Consider the following 16,575-nt stretch of genomic DNA (forward strand, 5'->3'; position numbering starts at 1 on the left):
CGTCCTTCACCTTTCGCTTGCGTTCATTCCCGCCCCGCCCAGGGCACCAGGACCCGCTCGATCCGGCGGATGACGAATTCCAGGGCAAAGGCGATAATCGCGATCACCAGAATGCCCATCACCACCACGTCGGTGACCAGGAACTGGGCCGCCGACTGGATCATGAAGCCGAGCCCGCGCGTCGCCGCCACCAGCTCGGCCGCCACCAGCGTTGACCAGCCGGCGCCGAGCGCGATGCGCAGGCCGGTGAGGATCGAAGGCAGCGCGCTGGGCAGAATCACATGGCGGATGACCTGGGCTCGGGTGGCGCCGAGCGATCGCGCCGCGTCGACGCGCTCGCGCGAAACACCCCGCACGCCGGCGGCGGTCGACAGCGCGACCGGCGCGAGCATGGCGATGGCGATCACCAGGATCTTCGACGGCTCGCCGATGCCGAACCAGATGATGATCAGCGGCAGATAGGCGAGCGGCGGGATCGGCCGCAGGAATTCGAGCAGCGGATCGAACACGCCGCGCCCGACCCGGCTGATGCCGATGGCGAGGCCGACCGGGACGCCGACGAGGATCGCGGCGATCAGCGCCGCGAACACGCGCCAGAGTGACGCGACGACGTGCTGGAGCAGCGTCGCGTCGATGAAACCGTCGCGGGCGACGATGACGAACTTGGCCCAGACAGCCGCCGGCGAGGGCAGGAAAACCGGCGGCACCAGCTGCAGCGAGGCCGACACCGTCCAGGCGGCGAGCAGCACGAGGATGGTGATCGCGCTGACGAGCCTGGCTGAAACGGCCGTCCGTTTCGGCCGCGGCCGCGACCATGGTACCGAAAATCCCTCGGTCTCGCCGGCCTTAGCTTTCGCGCGTTCGCTATAGGCGTCGACGCTCATGCAGCTTCTCCCTCGAAGATCGCATCGATCAACTCCGCACGTGCCGCGGCAAAGGCCGGATCCGCCTTGATCGCGCGGATCGGCTTGCCGGCCGCGTAGCGGCGGCCGAAACAGGTTTCGAAACTCCGCACGACGTGCCCCGGTGCCGGCGCCAGCACGACGATCCGGGTGGCCAGCACCAGCGCCTCCTCGATACCGTGCGTCACCATCAGCACGCCGACCTTGCTTGCGGCCCACAGATCGATCAGCGTCGTCTGCATGCGCTCGCGCGTCAGCGCGTCGAGCGCGCCGAGCGGCTCGTCGAGCAGCAGGAATTCGGGTTCGGCGGCCAAAGCGCGGGCAAGGCCGACGCGCTGGCGCATGCCGCCGGAAAGCTCCCAGACGCGCTTGTCGCCGGCATCGCCGAGCTTGACCAGCGACAGCAATTCGTCGGCGCGGCGCGCCCGCTTGTCGGCCGACACACCGCGCAGCCTGAGCGCGAAGGCGACGTTTTCCCGCGCCGTCAGCCAGGGGAACAAAGCATCGTTCTGGAACACCACGGCGCGGTTCGGCCCGGGCCCGGTGATCGGCCGGCCGCCAACCGTGGCCAGACCAGCCGCGGGCTCGACCAGGCCGGCGGCGACGTTGAGCAGCGAGGTCTTGCCGCAGCCGGAACGGCCGACCAGCACGACGAAATCGCCCTTGCCGACGTCGAGCGAAACGCGCTCGACCGCCGGTGCCGGCTGGCCGTTATAATGGACGCTGACCTTATCGAGGGTAAGATGCGGCATTGGGTTCTGCCTCTGCTGCCAAGCAATTCCAGGAAGTGTGAAACGCTTGGGCCCGGCGGCTTCGCCGTAGCTTGCGTCCGGAATTGCGTTAAACGAGAAAGGGCGCCTGCCCCGAAGCCGCGCCTCGTAAGCGGTTTCGGGACAGGCAAGCGCAAGGCCAGGGAAGAAGGCGCCGCGCTTCGGACAATCCCCGGAAAGGCGGTCATCCCTCCGGGAATTGCATGGAGAAAGCTCAATTCGAGGCGAGCGCCTCGCTGGCATATTTCGCCGTCACATATTTCGAATAGTCGGGCAGCACGGCATCGACCTTGCCCTGCTCCTTGAGGAAGGCCGACGTCGCCGCGACGGCCTTGACGGTTGCGCCGCCGAGGAACTTGTCCGAAGCCTGCTCTTCGAGCGACGGGAAGACATAGCCCTTGAGCAGTTCCGGCACCTCCTCCAGCTTGGCGCCGGTGAGCTTGGCGATCTTGCCGGCCTCCGGCGAAGACACCGACCACGCCTTCGGCTTGGCGAGGAACTGCGCATAGGCCTTGCCGGTCACCTTGACGAAATCGCTCACGGCCTCGGGGTGCTTTTCGGCAAAATCGCTGCGCACGATCCACGCATCGAAGGTCGGCGCGCCCCAGGCGGCCACCTGCGAGGAGTCCAGCACCACCTTGCCGGACGTCTTGACCTGGCCGAGGGCCGGATCCCAGACATAGGCTGCGTCGATGTCGCCGCGCGCGAAGGCGGCGGCGATCTCCGGCGGCCTCAGATTCAGGATTTGCACCGACTTCGGGTGGACGCCTTCATGCTTCAGCGCCGCGAGCAGGCTGTAATGCGTGGTCGAGACGAACGGCACGGCGACCTTCTTGCCGGCGAGGTCGGCGACCTTCTCGATGCCTGAGCCGTTGCGGGCAACCAGCGCTTCCGACGGGCCGATCAGGCCGACGACGAAGATGGTCTCAATCGGTAATTCGCGGCTGGCGGCCGCGGCCAGCGGGCTCGAGCCGACATAGCCGATATCGACCGAGCCGGAGGCGATCGCGGCGATCACGTCGGCACCGGAATCGAACTTGCGCCAGTCGATCGCGGCCTTGGTCGCCTTTTCATAGGCGCCGTCGGCCTGCGGCACCTTCGAAGGCTCGACCACCGTCTGGTAGCCGATGGTGATCTTGAAATCCTCGGCGCTGGCCGGACCGAGCAAGGTGGCGGTGGCAAGCGCCGCCGACGAGAAAAGCAGAACGCGTCGTGAAAGGATTGACATTGAAAGGCTCCATAACCCCTGAAACTGGATTGCCTTTCTATCGTCTGCTAATTCTATTTAGTTTGTAGAGTTACATCCTTCCAACGAAGGGCGCATTGTTGGAAAAGTGTCACCGGGTACCGACGGAATGGGCGCAAAAGGACGGTCGCGGATAGCGGGGGAGGACGCCTGCTGCACCTTCGGTCGCCCTTGGGGTTGGCGGAGCCGTCCCTCAGGTCGTCACTCTAGGGCGGAGCAAGGAGCGAAGCGACGCGCGCAGACCCTAGAATCCATGCCGTGACACAGGAGCGATGCGGCGGTGCAGAACTATCTTTTCAGACAGGTTCGACGGAGTTCCATTCTCAACCGCTGCATCTCTCGCGAAGGTAACGTCATGGATTCCAGGGTCTACGCTCCGCTTCGCGTCGCTCCGCCCTAGAATGACGAAGATGTAGTAGGCCGCCGGATGCCAGTCGAACGAAAAATCCGCTCATCATCCCATCTCGGCAAATCCATGCCGCAAATGGCGCGGCAATTGGAACTGCGGTTTCGTGCCCGGGCTGCTTAGTATAGTAATCTTATCAACATTGGGAGTGAGACAACGATGCGCGACCCTCTGAAGACCGTTCCGGCGATCGTTCGCGGCCTGCAGCCGAGGCCGCCCGCGGTGTTCGCCGCGCACTGATCGCTCCGTCACGTTTCGGCTAACAGTCATGGTTGGACGCGCCAATTCCATCATCATTGTCGGCGGCGGCGCCAGCGGCGTCGTGCTGGCCGCGCATCTGTTGAAGTCGCCCAATCCGGACCTGCGCGTCACTCTGATCGAGAAGCGGCCGCATTTCGGTCAGGGAATGGCCTATTCGACGCTGCTTTCGGCGCATGTGCTCAACGTCAACGCCTCCGGCATGAGCGCTTACGCCGACGACCCGACCCATTTCGCGCGTTGGGTGCTGGAGCGCGGCCTCGCCAAGCCGGACCAGGGGCCGTTCTATGCGCCGCGCAGCCTCTACGCCCGCTATCTGCAGGACTTGCTCGATAGCCTCGAGGAGCGCGAGCGCGAGACCGGGCGTCTCAGGCTGATCCGCGAGGAGAGCCTGTCGATCTCGCCGACACCGTCGGGTGTCGAGGTCGCGCTCGCCAACGGCACCAGCGTCGTGGCGCATCTTGCCGTTTTGGCCACCGGCCACGACGAGCAGCCCGGCGCCTTCCAGGGGCATGCCATCCGCATGGGGACGGAGGCCGATACCGCGCTCGATCCGCAAGCCGCCGTCCTGCTGCTCGGCACGGGCTTGAGCATGGTCGACGCTTTCCTGTCGCTCGAACAACGCGGCCATCGCGGCGCCATCGTCGCGGTGTCGCGGCGCGGCCTGCTGCCGTCGCCGCATCGCAAGGGCAATCCGATCAAGCTCGATATCGCCGATATCCCGCTCGGCACCCAGCTTTCCTATTTCGTCGGCTGGTTCCGCAACCTGATCCGCGAGACCCAGAAGGCGGGCGGCGACTGGCGCGACGTCGTCGACGGCCTGCGCCCCTTCAACCAGACGATCTGGCAGAACTGGCCGTCCTCGGCCAAGCGCCGCTTCGTCGAGCACACCAAGGCCTGGTGGGACATCCACCGCCACCGCATGGCGCCGGAAGTCTACGCGCGCGTCACCGAAGCGGTCAGCTCAGGCCGCATCCGCCTCGTCGCCGGCAGGGTGGTGGAGATAGAACCGAACGATGGCTTCGTCGTGAAGATCCAGCCGCGCGGCACGCAGGATGTCGAGACCTTGGAGGTCACCCGCCTCTATGATTGCATGGGCATCGCCCGCGATAGTTCGAGGACGTCCAACGGTGTCGTGCGCTCGCTGATCGAGCGCGGCCTGGCGCGGCCCGACCCGCTGCGCCTCGGCCTCGATGTCACCGCGAAATGCGAGCTGATCGCGGCCGACGGCACGGTGTCGTCGAAGCTGCTCGCCGTCGGCCCGCTGACGCGCGGCACCTTCTTCGAGATCGACGCCATTCCCGACATCCGCGTGCAGTGCGCGAAGCTGAGCAAGCAGTTGCTGGGATAAGGCAGAGCTGGAGCAATTCCAGGAAAGGTGCGTAGCGGCTGGGCTCGGCGACTTCGCCGTAGCCTTCCGTCCACAATTGCGTAAAAACAAAAAACTCTAGCCGCCCAGCGCCTCACAGACGACGCGCGCGGTTTCGGCGCCGGAAAAATTCTGCTGCCCGGTGACGAGGTTGCCGTCGCGCACGGCAAAGCCGCGCCACAACCCGGCCTGGATATAATTGGCGCCGATCGCCTTGAGCTCGTCCTCGATCCGCCACGGCATCAAATGCTTGCCGCGTTCGAGTGCCCCCATCGCCCAGGTGGCGTTGTCGGCAAAATCCTCCTCGGCATTGGCAAAGCCGGTCACCGTCTTGCCCGCGGCAAGCAGCGATCCGTCGGCGCGCCTGGCATAGCGCAGGATGGCGGTGCCGTGGCAGAGCGCGGCGGCCACCTTGCCGGCCTCGTGGAAGGCGACGAAGGTCTGCTGGAGACCGGTCGCGCCCTCATAGGTGAACATCGGCGACTGGCCGCCGGCGACGACGATGGCGTCGAAGCGAGCGACATCGATCTCGGCCACCGGCCGCGTGTTGTCGACCATCGCCTGGAGCTTTGGGTTCGAAATGAAACCCAGCGAGATGAGATCGGTTTCCGAATAGCCCGACGGATCGCGCGGATCGCTCAGCGCGTCGGCTTCGCATTTGCCGCCATCGGGCGAAAAAATTTCGACCTCGTAGCCGCGCTCGGTGAAAGCGAACCAGGGATGGGTGAGCTCGCTCCACCAGAAGCCGACCGGCCACCCCGTTATGGTCGAGACGGACGGACTGGCGATCACGATCGCCACCCGCTTCGGCTTTCGTGCATTGACCGGATTGGGGTCCCGAACACTCATTTTGCTCTCCCTTTTATGAAGTCGTCGCCGACAAAGCCAGGCACGGCAATCTGGCCACATGGCGGGGTAAATTCCGCTTTTGCCGCGCGCGGCCCTTGCCTAGGATCGGCGCATGACACAACGCGGTAGACTCTATGGCTGCCCGGTCGAGTTCGCGCTCGACGCGCTCGGCGGCAAATGGAAGACGGTGATCATTGCGCGGATCAAGCAAGGACCGCTGCGCTATTCCGAACTGCGCCGGCTGATCCCTGCGCTTTCCGACAAGATGCTGACGCAGCGCCTGGCCGATCTTGTCGAGATCGGCTTCGTCACGCTCGAAACCTCGCCGGATGGCAAGGCGCGCTACGCGCTGACCGAGCGCGGCCGTGACCTCGCCGCGGCGCTGCAGGCGCTCTACGATTGGGGCATCCTGCATGGCCGCGCGGAGGGCGTGCGCTTCCGCACCGACATCGAAGCCGCGGCCTAAAGCAATTCCGGGAAAAGTGCGCAGCGGTTGGGCTCGGCGGCTTCGCCGTAGCTTTCTGTCCGCAATTGCGTAAAACAAAGCTCTAGCCCTAAATCAAACAGCATCGGCAAGCGCGCCGCGAAAGCCCGCGACGTCGGTGACGACGGCTTCGCCAACAAAGCGCAGCGTCGCCATCGAGCGGTCGCGCGCTTCGCCATTGCCGAAGCCGCAGGCGTCCTCGATCACCACGGCGACGAAGCCGTTGTCGGTCGCCTGGCGCGCCGTCGGCTCGATGCCGATCTCCATGGCGATCCCGGCGAGCGCCACCGCACGGACGCCGCAGTCACGCAGCGCAAAGCCGAGCGGCGTGGAATCGAAGGCCGAGAGGGTCAGCTTGTCGAACACCGCCTCGTCCGCGCGCGGGGCGAGTTCCGGCACGATCCGCGTCGCCTCAGCGTCGCGCGGGAACCATGGCTGGACCGCGTCGGGGCTATCGCACCGCTGCCAGGCCATGGCGGTGCGCAGCTGCGTGGCGCCCATCCATTTTTTCGGCAGCGACAAATGACGCGTGAATGCTACCCGCATGCCTGCCGAGCGCGCCGCTTCCAATGCCGTGCCGGTGCGTTCGACGATCGCCGCAGCGCCTTCGACCTGGCGGCAGATGCCGACCTGCATGTCGTAGACGACCAGCGCCATGCGGCGCGGATCGCACCATTCGGCCAGGCGCTGCGGAATCTCGATGCCTTCGCCGGAGCAGATCATGCCGCCGTCCGATCCCAGGGTTTGGCGATGTCGACGGTCGGGTCGAACAGGAATTCCAGCGGCAGCGGCGCGTCGAAAGCGATGAAATGCCATTCCAGCAGCCCGGCCTTGGAGAGCGGGAAATCATCGGTATAGCGCATGGCCTGCTCGATGCTGTCGAGCTCGAAGACGATGATGACGCCGCCGACATCGGCGCGCGCATAGTTCTCGCGCACGATGCCTTGCTTCCACAGCCGCCATACATTCGAGACCTCGTCGCGCAGATAGGGCCTGAGATCGTCGAGCGTGACGCCGGCCTTGAAATTGTCATAAGCAAGAATCTTCATCGGCCGCTCCTTGGCACTTGCTGTCCGCCCCCGCGCTTCATTCGGCTAGCATGATGGAATCGGCATCGGCAACGAACGATATGGTGCGTTGAACAGCCCCTTGAGCTGGTCCTCTGTGTCGCTTGATTTGAGGCGAAGGCGGCCGGTCATTGCCGGCATGGAGGAACGAGAGTGACCATCGAAAGGTTGAACCCGCGAGGCATGCACAGCAACCCCGCCTATTCGCAAGGCGTGTCGCTGCCTGCTTCCGCACGCATCGTGTTGGTCGGAGGGCAGAACGGCGTCGATGGCGAGGGCAACATCGTCGGCAAGGGCGATCTCGCGGCGCAGACGACGCAGGCGCTGGCCAATCTGGCCAAGGTGCTGGAAGCTGGCGGAGCAAAGCTGGAGAATCTCGTCAGCCTGTCGGTCTATGTCGCTGGCGACCAGGATATCGCTCCGGGCTTTGGCGCCTGGATGGCGTTCTGGGCCAACCGTGCTCCGCCGCCCATCATGAAGGTGCTGCGCGTTGTGGGCTTCGGCAATCCGGACTTCCTGATCGAGATCGAGGGCCAGGCGGCGGTTGCGTAGTTTCCCGCTTGAGGGGACAGACGACGCGTCCGTGAAATTCCATTCCTCCACTCGCCGCCGGATTGGCACGATCTATCTTCTTTCCTGATGAAAAGGGCTGGAAAAGACAGGGCGCGCGATCCGCGAAACCGGAATGGATTCCCGCGGCTTCCCGCGCGAGATTGCCGACATCCGCCTCGAACTGCTTCGATGGAGCACTCAAGATGAGCGAGCAGACAAAAGCGGCGCCGAAGGGCGCGCACATCAGCCTGTCGAGACTTCGTCCGCCTTACGCTTCGGTGCTCGACCTGATCGGCCAGACGCCGATCGTCGAGCTGACCAAATTCGACACCGGCAAGTGCCGCCTGTTCATCAAGCTCGAAAGCCAGAATCCGGGCGGCTCGATCAAAGACCGCATCGCGCTGTCGATGATTGCCGCCGCCGAGAAGGCGGGCAAGTTGAGGCGCGGCGGCACCATCGTCGAGGCCACGGCCGGCAACACCGGCCTCGGCCTCGCCCAGGTCGGCATCCCGAAAGGCTACCGCATCATCCTCGTTGTGCCCGACAAGATGTCGCGCGAGAAGATCCAGCATCTGCGCGCGCTGGGCGCCGAGGTGCGCATGACCCGCTCCGATGTCGGCAAGGGCCATCCCGAATATTACCAGGACATGGCCGAGAAGATCGCCGCCGAGCTGCCCGGCGCCTTCTATGCCAACCAGTTCGCCAACCCGGCCAACCCGTTGGCGCATGAGACGACGACCGGCCCGGAGATCTTTTCGCAGCTCGAAGGCGATGTCGACGCTGTAGTGGTCGGCGTCGGCTCCGGCGGCACGCTCACCGGCCTCGGCCGCTTTTTTACGAAACACTCGCCGAAGACCGAGATGGTGCTGGCCGATCCGGTCGGCTCGGTGCTGGCGCCGCTGATCAAGACCGGCAAGATGGAAGAGGCCGGCAGCTGGACCGTCGAAGGCATCGGCGAGGATTTCGTGCCGCCCAATGCCGATCTCTCTCTGGTGAAAAAGGCCTACTCCATTCCTGACAAGCAAAGCATGCTTGCGGTGCGCGATCTGTTGTCCAGGGAAGGCATCCTGGCCGGCTCGTCCTCGGGCACGCTGCTGTCGGCGGCACTTCGCTATTGCCGCGAGCAGACGGTGCCCAAGCGCGTCGTCACTTTCGTCTGCGACAGCGGCAACAAATATCTTTCGAAAGTCTTCGACGATATCTGGCTGGCCGAGCAGGGCCTTGCCGACCAGGAACAGCATGGCGATCTGCGCGACCTGGTCATGCGCTCGCCGCGCACCGGCGACATCGTGACCGTCGGCCCGGAGGAAAGCCTGCTCAACGCCTATGGCCGCATGCGCCGTTCCGACGTCTCGCAACTGCCGGTGCTGGACGAGGGCAGGCTGGTCGGCATCGTCGACGAAAGCGACATCCTGGCCAAGGTCGACGGCCCCTATGACGGCCGCTGGGACCGTTTCAACGCGCCGGTGCGCACCGCCATGACGTCGAACCTGCACACGCTGCAGGCCAATCAGACGCTGGACGCGCTGCTGCCTGTCTTCGACCGCAACGAGGTCGCCATCGTCTTCGACGGCGACGAGTTCATCGGCCTGATAACCCGTATCGACCTGATCAACCATCTGAGGCGCCGCGCAAAATGACTTCGAACGGCAAGAACCGCCTGGCCTTTTCCACCCGCACTATCCATGGCGGCCAGAGCCACGATCCGCTCACCGGCGCGGTGATGGTGCCGATCTATGCCACCTCCACCTATAGCCAGCAGTCGCCCGGCGTGCACAAGGGTTTTGAATATGCCCGCAGCCAGAACCCGACCCGCTTCGCCTTCGAGCGCGCCGTGGCCGATCTCGAAAGCGGCAGCAAGGCTTTCGCCTTCGCTTCCGGCCTGGCGGCGATCGGCACGGTGCTCGAGCTGCTTGACAGCGGCGCCCATATCGTCGCCACCGACGACATTTATGGCGGCTCCTTCCGCCTGATAGAGCGGGTGCGCAAGCGCTCGGCGGGGCTTGAGGTGAGCTTTGCCGACTTCACCGACCTCGCCGCGGTCGAAGCCGCGATCCGCCCGGAAACAAAACTGCTCTGGGTCGAGACGCCGACCAACCCGCTGCTGCGCATCGTCGATCTCGAAGGCGTCGCCGCGCTTGCCAGGCGCAAGGGACTGCTCACCGTCGCCGACAACACCTTTTGCAGCCCCTATATCCAGCGCCCGCTGGAGCTCGGCATCGACATCGTCGTGCATTCGACGACGAAATATCTCAACGGCCATTCCGACATGGTCGGCGGCGTGGCGGTCGTCGGCGACAACAAGGATCTCGCCGACCAGCTGAAATTCCTGCAGAACGCCATCGGCGCCATCTCCGGTCCGTTCGACAGCTTTCTCGCTTTGCGCGGCATAAAAACCCTGGCGCTCAGGATGGAGCGTCACTCGGCCAACGGCCTCAAAATAGCGCAATGGCTGGAGACGCGAAAAGATGTCCGCCGGGTCATCTATCCCGGCCTTGCCAGCCATCCGCAGCATTCCATCGCCGTCCAGCAGATGCACGCCTTCGGCGGCATGATCTCGGTCGACCTCGACCGCGACCTGGCCGGCACGAAACGCTTCCTCGAACGCACGCAGCTTTTCACGCTGGCCGAAAGCCTCGGCGGCGTCGAAAGCCTGATCGAGCACCCGGCGCTGATGACGCACGGCTCGATCCCGGCGGAAAAGCGTGGCGCGATCGGAATATCGGATTCGCTGGTGCGGCTGTCGTGTGGGATCGAGGACGGCGATGATTTGATCGCGGATCTGGAGCAGGCGCTGGGATAGGTGAGGGTCTTGGGGGCAGTCGTCGAGTTCCGTCACACCCCCCTCTGGCCTACCGGCCATCTGCCCCGCAAGGGGGGAGAATGGACGTCGGGACCGCCTTCGCCAATCATCGACGTTGCAGGAAGCCCGCCGCCGGCGGAGCTGCGCATCTCCCCCCTTGCGGGGGAGATGCCCGGCAGGGCAGAGGGGGTGCTGTCCCGCTGACATATCGCGATGTGTGCCATTGCGCACCGCCATCTACGTTCTAAACTGCTCCCACTTGCGATCTCCGGAGGCGCCATGCGCGTGATCGTGTTGGGTGGCGGAGTGGTCGGCGTCACCACGGCCTATCAGTTGCAGAAGGACGGGCACGAGGTCGCCATCCTCGAGCGCCGCGCCGAAGTCGCCGCCGAAACCAGCTGGGGCAATGCCGGCATGATCGCGCCGGGGCATTCCTTCGTCTGGTCGTCGCCCAAGGCGCCGATGATCCTCTTGAAATCGCTGGTGCTGAAGGACCAAGCGCTGCGCTTCAGGCTTTCGGCCGATCTCCGGCTCTACAGCTGGTCATGGCTGTTCCTGATGGAATGCACGGCCGAAAAGGCCAGGCGCAACACGCTGCTTAAGCATCGGCTCGCCGCCTATTCGCAATCGGTCCTGCATGAGGTCGTCGCCGACGAGGCGATCGACTATGACCGCAACGATCGCGGCATCCTTTATTTCTATCGCAGCCAGCAGGCGCTCGACAAAGGCGTCGAGCAGATGCGGCTGCTTGAATCCGACGGCCAGCTGATCAAGGTGCTCGACCGTGACGGCATCGTCGCGCTCGACCCGTCGCTGGCTTCCGCCAAGGAAAAGATCGCCGGCGGCATCCACTGTCCGACCGACGAGACCGGCGACCCGGCGAAATTCACCCGCGCGCTGGCCGCCAAGGTCGCCGAGCGCGGCGGCGAGATCCGCACCGGCACGACCGTCACCGGCATCGAGACATCCGGCGACGGCGTCGCCCGGGTGCTCACCGACAAGGGAAGCGTCAAGGGCGATGCCTATGTGCTGGCGCTCGGCTCCTACAGCCCGCTGATCGCGAAGTCGGTCGGCATCAGCTTGCCGATCTATCCGATCAAGGGCTATTCGCTGACCATTCCGATCGGCAACCAGCCGCGGCCCCCGACCATCGCCGCGGTCGACGAGCACAATCTGGTCGCTGTCTCGCGCTTCGGCGACCGGCTGCGCGTCACCGCTACCGCCGAGTTCGCCGGCTACGACACCAGCCACAAGCCGGCCGATTTCGCCTTCATGAAGGGCGTGACCGAGGAGCTTTATCCCGAAGGCGCCGATTACGACCGCGCCGAGATGTGGGCGGGCTTGCGGCCCATGACGCCCAACAATCTGCCCGAATTCGGCCGGCGGCGCCTCAGCAACCTCTATCTGAACACCGGGCACGGCCATATCGGCTGGACCATGTCGCACGGCTCGGCCCGTATCACCGCCGACCTGATCGCCGGCCGCGAGCCGGCGATTTCAATGGATGGACTTTTGAATTGAGCGCATGATCCGGCAACGGATCGACCAGGAAAGGGAATGCCATGTCTGTCAGCGCGGCCGCTACCCGCCCTCAATCGTCAGGACCTGTCGACCCCAAGCCTGTCGACTTGGGCGTGCTGCCCTCCGAGATCGACGGCGGCCTCGCCTCGCGCGCCGCGATCGGCCTGGCGATTCTTGCCACCGACCAGACGCTGGAGCACGAGTTCCGCGCGCTGATCCGCATTCCGGGCGTCGCCTTCTACGAGGCGCGCCTGTTCAACGACAACGACATCACGCCCGACACGCTGCGCGCCATCGGCCCACGCATCGCGCCCACCGTCGATCTCATTTTGCCCAGCATCCCGCTCGACGTCGTCGGCTTCGGCTGCACCTCGGCCACCATGACGCTCGGCGAGGAAGCCGTCTTTGCCGAGATCAGGAAGGCGCGGCCGGGCGTCGCCTGCACCACGCCGGTCACCGGCGCGCTTGCCGCGTTCAAAGCGCTCGGCGCCAGGGGCATCGGCCTGCTGACGCCTTATGCGCCGGAGATCAACCAGGGCCTTGTCCGCTACTTCACCGGCCGCGGCCTCGACATATCAGCCGTCGCCACTTTCGACCGGCGCGACGACCGCGAGGCTGCCCGCATCTCGCTCGCCTCGATTGAGTCGGCGGCAGAGCGCATGGCCGCCGTGCCGGGGGTGGACGCGATCTTCATCTCCTGCACCAGCCTGCGCGTAGCGGAAGCGGTCGCCGAGCTGGAGCGGCGCATCGGCATTCCGGTCACCTCCTCCAACCACGCTATGGCCTGGCATTGCCTGCGCCTTGCCGGCATCGACGACATCGTGCCGGCGGGTGGGAGGCTTTTCGCGCTGCCTGCCGTTTGATCGGCGGAGGCGGACTTTCGGGCCGATCGGAAGCGCATCCGGCATCCAATCGCATAGGGCGCTCCCCTCTCCGTCTCGGCTTCGCCGAGCCACCTCTCCCCCGCCTTTGGCGGGGGCGAGGAACCCTTGCGAAGGGCGCTGCCTAGGCGATTGGCGTTTCCTTGCCCCCACAAAGTGGGGGAGAGGTGGCCGCGCAGCGGACGGAGAGGGGGAGCGCTGCCCTTTTGCGATTAACGCAGATCGCCGTGTTAACCGAATCGGAAGGAGATGTTTAACGCTTCCTCTCTATGTCCCTCCCCCGGGAGGCAAAGACAGAGCGAGCATGATGAACGACAGCCCCGAAAAGCGAAATGAATGGCGTGCTATCTTTTACGTGCAGGCGCGCGTCGCTATCCTGTTTGTGCCGGTTGTGCTCAGCCTCCTCCTCATCGGTCTCGTCGCCGGCAATGAGCGAAAATCCGTTCCCGACGCCGTCGATCCGACCGTGACGAGCTCGGTGCGTTAAACCGGACGCTTGGCCGCCGGCTTGCCCGGCGCCGTCAAACAAACTTCGGGATCGGCCCGTTCTGCGTCGTCGTATCGCCTTCGAGGTCGATGAACACCTCGTCGACGAAGCACCAGCCCCAGCCTTCCGGCGGGTCGTAGCCCTCGATGATCGGATGCCGCGTGGCATGAAAATGCTTTGTCGCGTGGCGGTTGGGCGAGTCGTCGCAGCAGCCGACATGGCCGCAGGTGCGGCAGAGCCTGAGATGCACCCACCAGGAGCCGCTCTTCAGGCATTCCTCGCAGCCCAGCGCGCTCGGCGTGACCTTTTTGATGTCCTTGGTGTGCCTGCATTCGTCCATCACGGTCTCCTCGCCGGTTCGGCATTTTGCGCCAGATAGCCATGGAGCGCCGCCACCACCTGCGCGCCCTCGCCGACGGCGGCCGCGACACGCTTGGTCGAGCCGCAGCGCACGTCGCCGATGGCGAACACGCCGCTGCGGCTGGTCTCCATCAGGCCGCGGCCCGGCGCCACGTCCGGCCCGGTGCGCACGAAACCCTTGGCGTCCAGCGCCACGTTGCAATTCGCCAGCCAGTCGGTGTTCGGGTCGGCACCGATGAACAGGAAGAGGTGGCGGATGGCGCGCGTCGTCTCTTCGCCGGTCGTCCGGTTGCGCCAGCGCAGCGCTTCCAGATTGCCGTCTTGGCCCTCCAGCGCCGCGATCTCGGTCTCCGTCAGCACCTCGATGTTGGGCTGCGCCGCGATGCGCTCGACCAGATAGCGCGACATGGTGGCGTCGAGGCTGTCGCGGCGCGCCAGCAGCGTCACCTTGCGCACCTGGCTCGCCAGATAGACGGCCGCCTGTCCCGCCGAATTGCCTGCGCCGACCAGCGCCACCTCCTGGTCTTGGCAAAGCCGCGCCTCGATCGGCGAAGCCCAGTAATGCACTGAGGTTCCCTCGAATTGCGCGAGGTTCGCGATGTCAAGGCGGCGGTAGCGCGCGCCGCTGGCGATCACCACCGCGCGTGAGCGCACGCTCTGGCCGTCGCCGATGGCAAGCTGGTAGCGGGCGCCGTCGCCGGCGTCGTCGAGCAGCTTCGCCTCGTCGGGGATGACCATCTCGACGCCGAATTTCTGCGCCTGGTTGTAGGCGCGCGCCATCAGCGCCATGCCGGTGATACCAGTCGGGAAGCCGAGATAGTTTTCGATCCGCGCCGAGGCGCCCGCCTGCCCGCCGAAGGCGCGGCAATCGAGCACGATGGTCGACAGCCCTTCCGAGGCGGCATAGACCGCGGCCGCCAGCCCCGCCGGCCCGGCGCCGACGATCGCCACGTCATAGACCTTATCGGCGTCGATCGGCCGCAGCAGGCCGACACAGCGGGCAAGCTCGGTCTCGCCCGGATTGTGCATCAGCTTGCCGTTCGGACAGAGCACGATCGGCAAGTGGTGCGGGTCGACGTGAAAGCGCTCGATCAGCGTTTTCGCGCAAGGGTCGGTGTCGGAATCGAGAGCACGATGGGGAAGTCCGCTGCGCCGCAGGAAACCCTGCAGCCGCAGCACGTCGCCATTGCCCGGCGGGCCGATCACGACCGGCCCGCTGACGCCGCTTTCGAGCAGGCCGACACGGCGCAGGATCAGCGCGCGCATGACGCGCTCGCCGAGATTGGCCTCCTGCACCATCAGGTCGCGCAGCCGCTGCGAGGGGATGACGATCGCCTCGACCGGTCCGTTCGCCTCGGCATTGACCAGCGACGGCCGGTTCGACAACTGCGCCAGCTCGCCGACAAAGTTGCCGGGCCGTAGGTGATGATCGCCTCGCGCGGGCCAAGCCCGCCGGCCTCGGTGATGTCGACCTTGCCCGACAGGATGAGGATCACGCCTGGCGAAACCGTGCCGGCGGTCACGATGCGATCGCCGGCGGCATAGGCACGTGCCTCGCCGAACCGGCGCATGCGCTCGATGTCTGCGTCGGTGAGGATCGGAAACATTTGGTCGCGGCGCGCGGCGATGGTCGGGCTGACGGAAGGGGCCATGAGACGGACCGTAGCGTCAGGGGCGATGTGTTTGAAGCGGTTTGTTGGGGGGCTGGCCGGAAGGGAGGTTGGCCCACGGCCTGCAACTCAGAGGCCAGGGGTAATTGTGAATGCCATCTCACAAGCTATCCCGTTGACAGTCGGGATGAGATGGTGCCCAGAAGAGGACTCGAACCTCCACTCCTTGCGGAACACGGACCTGAACCGTGCGCGTCTACCAATTCCGCCATCTGGGCTGGTGGGCGCTCATGTAAGCGGGCAAGCGATATGTGTCAACGCGCTTTTTTCGAGACCGCATTGCCTGAGCCGGCTTGCCTCACCCCTCCAGCACTTCTTTCTTTGCAACGGTGGAATCGGCGTGGAGCTTGTAGATCACCGGCACGCCGGTGCCGAGCTCGAGCTTGACGATCTCATCGCCTGACTTGCCGTCCAGCGCCATGATCAGCGCGCGCAGCGAATTGCCGTGCGCGGCGACCAGTACCGTCTCGCCGCGCAGTACATGCGGCTGCACCTCGTGCAGGTAATAGGGCCACACGCGCGCGCCGGTGTCCTTCAGGCTTTCGCCGCCGGGCGGCGCGATGTCGTAGGAGCGGCGCCAGATATGCACCTGCTCCTCGCCCCACTTCTTGCGCGCGTCGTCCTTGTTGAGGCCGGAGAGATCGCCATAGTCGCGCTCGTTCAGCGCCTGGTCGCGGATCGTCTTGAGCTCGCTCTGGCCGACGATGTCGAGAATGTGCTGGCAGGTCTTCTGCGCCCGCTTCAAGGCAGACGTGTAGGCGATGTCGAATTTCAGGCCGCGCGCCTTGAGCTTCTCGCCGGCCGCGAGCGCCTCGGCGGTGCCCTGGTCGGTCAGGTCGACGTCGCGCCAGCCGGTGAACAGGTTCTTCAGGTTCCATTCGCTCTGGCCGTGGCGCACGAGCACGAGAGTTCCCGACATGTTTGCTCCTTCGAGATTTGCAGAAGAGAGA

The 16,575-nt window shown here is 65.3% G+C and carries 16 protein-coding genes, 1 tRNA gene and 1 pseudogene; 8 read left to right on the top strand and 10 right to left on the bottom strand.

All coding sequences use genetic code 11. The features are described from left to right. Nucleotides 1–23: 23 nt before the first annotated feature. The 3 genes from LB528_RS16225 to tauA form a co-directional block, all read right to left on the bottom strand. On the bottom strand, nucleotides 24–884 hold the full coding sequence (locus tag LB528_RS16225; RefSeq protein ID WP_224515269.1) for an ABC transporter permease subunit: 861 nt from the start codon (nucleotides 882–884) through the stop codon (nucleotides 24–26). Beyond that, the gene (locus LB528_RS16230; protein WP_224715512.1) at nucleotides 881–1,654 is read right to left on the bottom strand and encodes a taurine ABC transporter ATP-binding protein; all 774 of its coding nucleotides are present in this window, start codon (nucleotides 1,652–1,654) and stop codon (nucleotides 881–883) included. Before LB528_RS16230 ends, LB528_RS16225 begins: the two co-directional genes overlap by 4 nt. A gap of 232 nt (nucleotides 1,655–1,886) precedes the next feature. Then, on the bottom strand, nucleotides 1,887–2,900 hold the full coding sequence (gene tauA, locus LB528_RS16235; protein ID WP_224715513.1) for a taurine ABC transporter substrate-binding protein: 1,014 nt from the start codon (nucleotides 2,898–2,900) through the stop codon (nucleotides 1,887–1,889). Between the two features lie 692 nt (nucleotides 2,901–3,592). On the opposite strand from tauA, the gene LB528_RS16240 reads away from it, so the two are divergent. Then, nucleotides 3,593–4,933: an FAD/NAD(P)-binding protein gene (locus LB528_RS16240; protein WP_224715514.1), complete on the top strand. Its 1,341-nt coding sequence runs from the start codon at nucleotides 3,593–3,595 to the stop codon at nucleotides 4,931–4,933. 96 nt (nucleotides 4,934–5,029) lie between these two features. Here the strand turns inward: LB528_RS16240 and LB528_RS16245 are convergent, their stop codons facing one another. Continuing rightward, entirely contained in the window at nucleotides 5,030–5,800 is a 771-nt protein-coding gene (locus LB528_RS16245; protein WP_224515260.1) for a type 1 glutamine amidotransferase domain-containing protein, read from the bottom strand. Between the two features lie 112 nt (nucleotides 5,801–5,912). Here LB528_RS16245 and LB528_RS16250 point away from each other — a divergent pair, with 112 nt between their 5' ends. Then, the gene (locus LB528_RS16250) at nucleotides 5,913–6,266 is read left to right on the top strand and encodes a winged helix-turn-helix transcriptional regulator (RefSeq protein ID WP_224515258.1); all 354 of its coding nucleotides are present in this window, start codon (nucleotides 5,913–5,915) and stop codon (nucleotides 6,264–6,266) included. Nucleotides 6,267–6,359: 93 nt separating this feature from the next. Here LB528_RS16250 and LB528_RS16255 read toward each other — a convergent pair whose 3' ends face one another. After that, on the bottom strand, nucleotides 6,360–7,007 hold the full coding sequence (locus LB528_RS16255; protein WP_224515256.1) for a cysteine hydrolase: 648 nt from the start codon (nucleotides 7,005–7,007) through the stop codon (nucleotides 6,360–6,362). Continuing rightward, complete coding sequence (locus LB528_RS16260) at nucleotides 7,004–7,333, bottom strand: hypothetical protein (RefSeq protein WP_224515255.1); 330 nt, start codon at nucleotides 7,331–7,333, stop codon at nucleotides 7,004–7,006. The genes LB528_RS16255 and LB528_RS16260 overlap by 4 nt, the downstream gene beginning before the upstream one ends. A 171-nt stretch (nucleotides 7,334–7,504) precedes the next feature. On the opposite strand from LB528_RS16260, the gene LB528_RS16265 reads away from it, so the two are divergent. The 6 genes from LB528_RS16265 (at nucleotide 7,505) to LB528_RS16290 (ending at nucleotide 13,595) form a co-directional block, all read left to right on the top strand. Beyond that, nucleotides 7,505–7,903 (top strand): RidA family protein, encoded by a 399-nt coding sequence (locus LB528_RS16265; protein ID WP_224515253.1) that lies wholly within the window; start codon nucleotides 7,505–7,507, stop codon nucleotides 7,901–7,903. Nucleotides 7,904–8,106: 203 nt separating this feature from the next. Beyond that, nucleotides 8,107–9,543, top strand: a complete 1,437-nt coding sequence (locus LB528_RS16270; RefSeq protein WP_224715515.1) for a pyridoxal-phosphate dependent enzyme — start codon at nucleotides 8,107–8,109, stop codon at nucleotides 9,541–9,543. Next, nucleotides 9,540–10,706 carry a cystathionine gamma-synthase gene (locus LB528_RS16275; RefSeq protein ID WP_224715516.1) on the top strand — a complete coding sequence of 389 codons (1,167 nt, stop codon included), beginning with the start codon at nucleotides 9,540–9,542 and terminating at the stop codon, nucleotides 10,704–10,706. Before LB528_RS16270 ends, LB528_RS16275 begins: the two co-directional genes overlap by 4 nt. Before the next feature lie 279 nt (nucleotides 10,707–10,985). Next, on the top strand, nucleotides 10,986–12,227 hold the full coding sequence (locus tag LB528_RS16280; RefSeq protein WP_224715517.1) for a D-amino acid dehydrogenase: 1,242 nt from the start codon (nucleotides 10,986–10,988) through the stop codon (nucleotides 12,225–12,227). A 41-nt stretch (nucleotides 12,228–12,268) separates the two neighbouring features. Further along, entirely contained in the window at nucleotides 12,269–13,090 is an 822-nt protein-coding gene (locus LB528_RS16285; RefSeq protein WP_224715518.1) for an aspartate/glutamate racemase family protein, read from the top strand. A gap of 322 nt (nucleotides 13,091–13,412) precedes the next feature. Then, the gene (locus LB528_RS16290) at nucleotides 13,413–13,595 is read left to right on the top strand and encodes a hypothetical protein (RefSeq protein WP_224515246.1); all 183 of its coding nucleotides are present in this window, start codon (nucleotides 13,413–13,415) and stop codon (nucleotides 13,593–13,595) included. 34 nt (nucleotides 13,596–13,629) lie between these two features. Here LB528_RS16290 and LB528_RS16295 read toward each other — a convergent pair whose 3' ends face one another. The 4 genes and pseudogenes from LB528_RS16295 to LB528_RS16310 form a co-directional block, all read right to left on the bottom strand. Next, the gene (locus LB528_RS16295; RefSeq protein ID WP_224715519.1) at nucleotides 13,630–13,935 is read right to left on the bottom strand and encodes a UBP-type zinc finger domain-containing protein; all 306 of its coding nucleotides are present in this window, start codon (nucleotides 13,933–13,935) and stop codon (nucleotides 13,630–13,632) included. Further along, nucleotides 13,935–15,607, bottom strand: a pseudogene (locus LB528_RS16300) (FAD-dependent oxidoreductase). Before LB528_RS16300 ends, LB528_RS16295 begins: the two are co-directional and overlap by 1 nt. Before the next feature lie 151 nt (nucleotides 15,608–15,758). Next, nucleotides 15,759–15,843, bottom strand: a tRNA-Leu gene (locus LB528_RS16305). 80 nt (nucleotides 15,844–15,923) lie between these two features. Then, nucleotides 15,924–16,544, bottom strand: a complete 621-nt coding sequence (locus LB528_RS16310) for a 2,3-bisphosphoglycerate-dependent phosphoglycerate mutase (RefSeq protein ID WP_224515243.1) — start codon at nucleotides 16,542–16,544, stop codon at nucleotides 15,924–15,926. Between the last annotated feature and the right edge of the window lie 31 nt (nucleotides 16,545–16,575).

This window comes from Mesorhizobium sp. CA4 (genome assembly GCF_020165075.1).
Lineage (GTDB): Bacteria > Pseudomonadota > Alphaproteobacteria > Rhizobiales > Rhizobiaceae > Mesorhizobium.

Coding starts and splice junctions, on each gene's coding strand:
- LB528_RS16225 (WP_224515269.1), bottom strand. CDS start 884: ATGAGCGTCGACGCCTATAGCGAACGCGCGAAAGCTAAGGCCGGCGAG.
- LB528_RS16230 (WP_224715512.1), bottom strand. CDS start 1,654: ATGCCGCATCTTACCCTCGATAAGGTCAGCGTCCATTATAACGGCCAG.
- tauA (WP_224715513.1), bottom strand. CDS start 2,900: ATGTCAATCCTTTCACGACGCGTTCTGCTTTTCTCGTCGGCGGCGCTT.
- LB528_RS16240 (WP_224715514.1), top strand. CDS start 3,593: ATGGTTGGACGCGCCAATTCCATCATCATTGTCGGCGGCGGCGCCAGC.
- LB528_RS16245 (WP_224515260.1), bottom strand. CDS start 5,800: ATGAGTGTTCGGGACCCCAATCCGGTCAATGCACGAAAGCCGAAGCGG.
- LB528_RS16250 (WP_224515258.1), top strand. CDS start 5,913: ATGACACAACGCGGTAGACTCTATGGCTGCCCGGTCGAGTTCGCGCTC.
- LB528_RS16255 (WP_224515256.1), bottom strand. CDS start 7,007: ATGATCTGCTCCGGCGAAGGCATCGAGATTCCGCAGCGCCTGGCCGAA.
- LB528_RS16260 (WP_224515255.1), bottom strand. CDS start 7,333: ATGAAGATTCTTGCTTATGACAATTTCAAGGCCGGCGTCACGCTCGAC.
- LB528_RS16270 (WP_224715515.1), top strand. CDS start 8,107: ATGAGCGAGCAGACAAAAGCGGCGCCGAAGGGCGCGCACATCAGCCTG.
- LB528_RS16275 (WP_224715516.1), top strand. CDS start 9,540: ATGACTTCGAACGGCAAGAACCGCCTGGCCTTTTCCACCCGCACTATC.
- LB528_RS16280 (WP_224715517.1), top strand. CDS start 10,986: ATGCGCGTGATCGTGTTGGGTGGCGGAGTGGTCGGCGTCACCACGGCC.
- LB528_RS16285 (WP_224715518.1), top strand. CDS start 12,269: ATGTCTGTCAGCGCGGCCGCTACCCGCCCTCAATCGTCAGGACCTGTC.
- LB528_RS16290 (WP_224515246.1), top strand. CDS start 13,413: ATGATGAACGACAGCCCCGAAAAGCGAAATGAATGGCGTGCTATCTTT.
- LB528_RS16295 (WP_224715519.1), bottom strand. CDS start 13,935: ATGGACGAATGCAGGCACACCAAGGACATCAAAAAGGTCACGCCGAGC.
- LB528_RS16310 (WP_224515243.1), bottom strand. CDS start 16,544: ATGTCGGGAACTCTCGTGCTCGTGCGCCACGGCCAGAGCGAATGGAAC.